This window comes from Microcoleus sp. B4-D4 (genome assembly GCF_036705185.1).
Classification (GTDB): Bacteria; Cyanobacteriota; Cyanobacteriia; order Cyanobacteriales; family Microcoleaceae; genus Microcoleus.
Window position 1 is genome coordinate 1 of sequence record NZ_JAUBTX010000096.1, and the last position, 5,234, is coordinate 5,234.

Here is a 5,234-nt window from a genome sequence, read left to right on the forward strand (position 1 = left end):
CTCTCGCGCTTGACCTCGATGGGGTTCATACTGATTAATGAATTGACGACCACATTGGACACAAATGTGATTCTGTTTTCCTTTCTTCTTGCCGTTTTTACGGATATGGGTTGATTTACATTCGCTTGCCTTGCATAAATTATTCCTCCTATTCATACTCTAACTCAGCAAAGCCGAAGAGGTTATTATTAAGGGCTTTTATTATCCATCGAAGACGCGAAAGGATGGACGATACTAGACTCAAGCGATATCGAGAAAATTTACAGGAAAGATTAACCACTGTAGTTTAGACTAAAAAATGAGCGCAGCTAAAAGTAGCCACCTTTGAATGTCAGGCAAGCTGTTGCTCAACAACTCAAAAAGTAGAAGATTAAATAGCTAATCTTGAAGACTTTTTGCGTCGAGAAACCCGTTTTTTGACAGTGGGATAGCATGGTGCCTTGGTACGTACCTTTCCTTTTTCCCAACCGGGAGATTTTCCCCTATGTTTAGGGATTTTTGTTGGAGTACCAATGTCAACTAAAAGCGAAAACATTGATTGGGCAACACGTCCAGGAGTTAAATTGATAGTAGCAGATTGCCAAGGAAGTCTATTCTCAATTACTAAATCTTGTGCCAGCCAGAGTTGCCAACTCATCAACGGCATTAAATCACTCCAACGTTCAGATTGTTCAGGAGTTCTCAAGTTAGGCAATGTCCAATGCAATCGTTGCTTCGCTCTCCCGATACCAATGATCCACTCCAAAGCGTCGCAAATATTTAAACCAAACAGTTTCTAACGGTAGAGTTCGTTCTCCAACCCAAGCCAACCATAAGGGTGGAAACGGCTGACCGTTTGACATGGGCTTCATTCTTTCCACCAGGATTAAGTTGACTTTTTGTCCAGGGGCGCGATAAAAATGCAAGTCAATCCATTGTCTGACTCGGACTTTTCCCAAATCTGGATGTTCGTCAATTTCAATCGCAGTATCAGCTTCGAGCCATGTGGTTGGGTCATTGAGTCTCATTTTTTGCCCATGTTTCCGTGGTCTACCGCGACCACTATAGGCCGGTGGTGCTGACCATAAGCAGGCATTCTTTCGGACTCTCATTAAGCAATCAGCTTGAATATCTGCTTGTGCTAATACCCAGGTTGCATTCCCATATTCTCGATCCAAAACTGCTAAAACTGGGTTGACACTCTGTTCACAGACAAGTTTGAGTTGGGAAGCTGCTTGAAGTATGGGTGAAGACCCACTACTAATTCTTTCATGAAGTAGGGGTAATGCCCAACTTCCTTGTACTTCAGGTATCCACGCAATTGTACTGTATCCCTGTCCAACAATGGAGCCCCTTTGATATTCATGGGTTCTATCTTTTAATGTTTTGGCATCTCGTCTCCCCCATGCAGTATGGTCGATTGCCACTAATATGTGTTCCGTTGGGGGTGCTTCTGCCTGTAATTGCTCCAGATACAGCAGCATCAGTTTTTTTCGGTCTGGTCTACAGTCTTGTAACGCTTCATAGATGCTTGGCCATTGACGCTTGAATAATGGATTGAGTGAAAATTCCGCTAAACATGACGCATTTCTGGTGGTCATCACTGCATCCATGAGCTCGAATGTGGCATCTTTCGCTTGTACTAATAACTCGTATGCTGCTTGACGAAAGTCCTTTAATCGTTCACTGTTCATTTAAGGAGTGGATAGGTTTTATTTTTCACCCTCATTCTCTCCTGGCGCGGTGGCTCTAGTTCTTCTTTTGCCACCGTTCTCATCTTTGGTTAGTCTAAACTACAGTAACCAGGATTTTGAGTTTAGCGCCACACCATCGGGATGGTATCCGGTTACGAAAACGTTACAGTGGGCTGATTGACAATTTATTTCTATTTCTGGAAGATGCGACAATTCCACCTACAAATAATTCTAGTGAACAGGCGATTCGGATGAGTGTAATATTTCGCCGTGTGACTAATGGCTTCCGTTCGGAATGGGGGCGAGATTTGTTTGCTGCTGTTCGTTCAGTTGTTAATACTGGCAAGCGTCAGGGCTTGACGGCTTATCAATCTATTCAACAAGCTCTCTCTACTGATCCCTCCCTTTTTTGCCCGAGTTGAGCAATTACGTTTCAGGTATACGAGGTTATCTTGTTTAGATAGTTCTCCAACGCTTTGGGCATCGGAATTTGTGTAGTAGGAAGCCCATCCCCTTATTACAGGGTTGAGGTGTTTAATTAACGCCGCTTGGGGCGCACACCTGTGTTTTCTAATGAGTCTTCCGATTTCCTCTTGATGTGCCTTACTCGCCTTCAGAGATGGAGTGATGAGGGTATCAAAACCTAATATCCTACCTTGTGAATTTCTGTCACTTTGATATTTACCAGCAGGGTATTGCCGTATGTGGTGACCGAGAAAGTCAAATCCGGCTTTACCATCCTCACTCAACTCTGGATGAAGTGTGTGAGTTAGCCTCGTCTTTTCAGGTTTTAACTCCAAACCAATGCCAGCTAACCAATCCGAGATTATCTCCCGGCATCTTTGGACAACGACTTTATCTTAATGTAACAGTCGGGTAAAGGGATTACATCGCTGTAACCCCCTCCCCTCAAAACCGGACTTGTACCTTTCAGCACATCCGGCTTAAGCAAATTACTAGCTTCCACATGCTTCAGTCATTTTGCAGCATGAATCTGTTGATGACAGTAGAAGTGTAAGAATCGGAGATTTTTGTAGCTATTGCTCCCACCCTGTTGTTTTGGTTCAATGTGATGAACATGCAGTTCTTCCCCGTTGAATAGAGATTCTCCGCATTTAGGACAAATGCATCCTTGGTTCTGAGCAATCTTTTGTTTACTGGGAGTAAGAGATTTAGATTTAGCCTTCTCCCTGTCTTGCCAGTAGATTTTAAGATTTGGATCGTCAGGAGATGATCTGCCCTTCACCAGAATATGTCTTTCTATCCTGAACCAGCTAAATTTGAGCAAATGCATTCCTGTGGTTTTGTCACCAAATAAGTAGGTCGGCGCAAAAAAACCGAACTATGTTAAGATAAGTAAACAAAGAGAATACATCTACTGAGGTAACTCAATATATGGGCGCTAGATTAAGGGTATTCCTGACTCAACAACAAGACAAAACTCTATTAAAACTGAGAACTGCGGATGTTCCACAAAAAGTCAAAGATAGAGCAGAAGTAATTAGATTAAATGCACATGGCTGGTACGTTGAAAAAATAGCTGCTCATTTTCACTGGACTCCACAAACAGTGAGAGAGGTTTTACATAAATGGTCGCATAAGGGCATGGAAGGGCTTTGGGAATCGCCTGGTCGAGGGGCAAAACCCAAGTGGAAAGAGTCAGATATAGAGTTTGTAAAAGAATGCCTCAAAAACGAACCACGTACATATAACAGTCTTCAATTAGTCCAGAAATTAGAAAAAGAACGTTCTGTTAAACGTAAGGATTCAGGTCTATGATAGGGGAATAAGAGAAGGCATCAAAAAGTCACAAGAATGGGCAGATATAGCATCACGGAAAAAAGCCATTGCGCTTTTACCCTGAAACCGACAAGTCTGAATCACAGATAACAAATCAGCGGTTTGTTCAAACCGAGACATTGACCGGGAACCCCCAGATACCTTACGTTTAGTCACAGCTAATCTCAGAGAACGTTCTGCTAAATTATTATCAGGAGGAATGTCCGGATGGTCTAAAAAGTACCACCATTGATCTGCTTTCTCACGTAACGAGCGCAGTAACAGTCCAGCAGCATGACCAACATGACCTTGCCAAGTATTTAACAATTCTGCCAATCTCGTCTTAAAGTCCCTCGCCCAAGTCTGATAATCAATCTCTTGGGGGTGTTCCCGCCCTAGGCGATGTTGTCGAAATGCCTCATCAATTAATTCTAAAAATGCAGAAGCGACGACACTGTTATTACCGTGGCGTATAAGCAGAACTTTCTTAAAATGTCGCCGTAGATGGGCTAGACATTTTTGTTGCGCTCCCACAATCACACCGTTATAGACGCTAAAATCATCAGAACTCAACACTCCAGCAAACTCTTTCCCCAGCATCGTCTCTAATTCAGCTCTACTCCGAGTATCCGCAGCATGAAACAGGCAAAAATCTTGACCTGTGGCTGTCCACAACCATTCTTTAACTCCCTTGACACACTCCCGGGGTTTCATCCACATGGACGTTTGCTTGTAATGGTGCCAATTTCCATAAGGCTTCAACGGCGGGCTTTACAGCATCAGCTACCCGCGCATTTGTCGCTTGTAAAGTACCTATCCCTAGGTCGATTCCACCTAGTTCGCGCAGGAACTCTTGTTGTTTTTCATAGGATAGGTGTCCATAATTACCCAACCAGCTCAATAATGCTTGTAGGTCGATACTTAAGTCTTGTCCTGGAACTATTCCGGGTGCTGGTACACCGATTACCATTGCTCCACATTCATGACATTGACATTTGACTCGTTGATATTCCACCACTTCAATTGGTAAGGCTGCTAAACAGGCTACTTGCTGCTTGCTATAACCAATTGGATCACTTAATTCTCTACTACCACAATGCTCACAAGATTCAGGAGTGCTGATTTGATATCTATCTACTCGCCCAAACCCTTTTCGGGTTTTGCCGATATGTCCCGGCTGTCCTCCTGCTTTGCGTTTTGGTTGGGACTCTGACTCTTTTGAGTTGTCAACTTTGGCTGTCTCTGATTTCTGTATCAGATCGCTTGATGGGGGTTTCGATGATATTTTGCTATTGCTGGGCTGTCTCTCTTGGAGCTTTTCGAGCTGGAGTTGTAATTTTTCAATCAGCTTCTGTTGGGTGAGCACAATTTTGACCAGCTCCTCACGACTCAACTGGTCAACCATTTCTAATTTTAGTGCTGCTGATAACTCTGACTTTTCGCTCATCTGACTACATTACCATATTGTTCGGCTCTCTGCGGAACTATTTTTACCTGAATCCTTACAAGTAAACAATGATGCAACTCTTGAAGAACTGCGTTATTTACTTTATGGGAAAATTGGATTTGACCTTAGTATATCGACAATAGCAAGAATGATAAAACTCTGGCGTTGCTGAGTTAGAGTATGAATAAAAGGAATAATTTATGCAATGCCCCGAATGTAAATCAACCCATATCCGTAAAAACGGCAAGAAAAAAGGAAAACAAAACCACATTTGTGTACAATGTGGTCGTCAATTCATCAATGAGTATGAGCCCCAGCGAGGTCAAGCGCGAGAC

The 5,234-nt window shown here is 43.0% G+C and carries 8 protein-coding genes and 1 pseudogene; 3 read left to right on the forward strand and 6 right to left on the reverse strand.

Annotated elements, in window-relative coordinates:
• The 3 genes from QUB13_RS30580 to QUB13_RS30125 form a co-directional block, all read right to left on the reverse strand.
• The coding region (locus QUB13_RS30580; protein WP_442922221.1) for an IS1/IS1595 family N-terminal zinc-binding domain-containing protein at positions 1-156 on the reverse strand (156 nt) is incomplete at its 3' end.
• 214 nt (positions 157-370) lie between these two features.
• Positions 371-685: a hypothetical protein gene (locus QUB13_RS30120; RefSeq protein WP_333388685.1), complete on the reverse strand. Its 315-nt coding sequence runs from the start codon at positions 683-685 to the stop codon at positions 371-373.
• A gap of 1 nt (position 686) precedes the next feature.
• Positions 687-1,673, reverse strand: coding sequence for a transposase (locus QUB13_RS30125; RefSeq protein ID WP_333388687.1), 987 nt, complete (start codon positions 1,671-1,673; stop codon positions 687-689).
• A 116-nt stretch (positions 1,674-1,789) separates the two neighbouring features.
• Here QUB13_RS30125 and QUB13_RS30585 point away from each other — a divergent pair, with 116 nt between their 5' ends.
• Entirely contained in the window at positions 1,790-2,095 is a 306-nt protein-coding gene (locus QUB13_RS30585; RefSeq protein WP_442922219.1) for an IS66 family transposase, read from the forward strand.
• Here the strand turns inward: QUB13_RS30585 and QUB13_RS30130 are convergent.
• The gene (locus QUB13_RS30130) at positions 2,000-2,473 is read right to left on the reverse strand and encodes a group II intron maturase-specific domain-containing protein (protein ID WP_333388688.1); all 474 of its coding nucleotides are present in this window, start codon (positions 2,471-2,473) and stop codon (positions 2,000-2,002) included. The genes QUB13_RS30585 and QUB13_RS30130 overlap by 96 nt on opposite strands.
• Positions 2,474-2,649: 176 nt before the next feature.
• Positions 2,650-2,967, reverse strand: coding sequence for an HNH endonuclease (locus tag QUB13_RS30590; RefSeq protein WP_442922220.1), 318 nt, complete (start codon positions 2,965-2,967; stop codon positions 2,650-2,652).
• 101 nt (positions 2,968-3,068) lie between these two features.
• On the opposite strand from QUB13_RS30590, the gene QUB13_RS30135 reads away from it, so the two are divergent.
• A complete protein-coding gene (locus tag QUB13_RS30135) occupies positions 3,069-3,452 on the forward strand; it encodes a helix-turn-helix domain-containing protein (RefSeq protein WP_333388691.1) in 384 nt (127 codons plus the stop codon).
• Here the strand turns inward: QUB13_RS30135 and tnpC are convergent.
• Positions 3,447-4,899: pseudogene (gene tnpC, locus QUB13_RS30140) on the reverse strand (IS66 family transposase). The gene QUB13_RS30135 and the pseudogene tnpC overlap by 6 nt on opposite strands.
• A gap of 200 nt (positions 4,900-5,099) precedes the next feature.
• Between tnpC and QUB13_RS30145 the strand changes: the two are divergent.
• Positions 5,100-5,234 (forward strand): IS1/IS1595 family N-terminal zinc-binding domain-containing protein (locus QUB13_RS30145; RefSeq protein ID WP_442922222.1); only part of this gene is annotated, 135 nt, incomplete at its 3' end.

Excerpts from the sequence above, each read along its gene's own strand:
- QUB13_RS30125 (WP_333388687.1), bottom strand. The coding sequence starts at position 1,673 with ATGAACAGTGAACGATTAAAGGACTTTCGTCAAGCAGCATACGAGTTA.
- QUB13_RS30590 (WP_442922220.1), bottom strand. The coding sequence starts at position 2,967 with ATGCATTTGCTCAAATTTAGCTGGTTCAGGATAGAAAGACATATTCTG.
- QUB13_RS30135 (WP_333388691.1), top strand. The coding sequence starts at position 3,069 with ATGGGCGCTAGATTAAGGGTATTCCTGACTCAACAACAAGACAAAACT.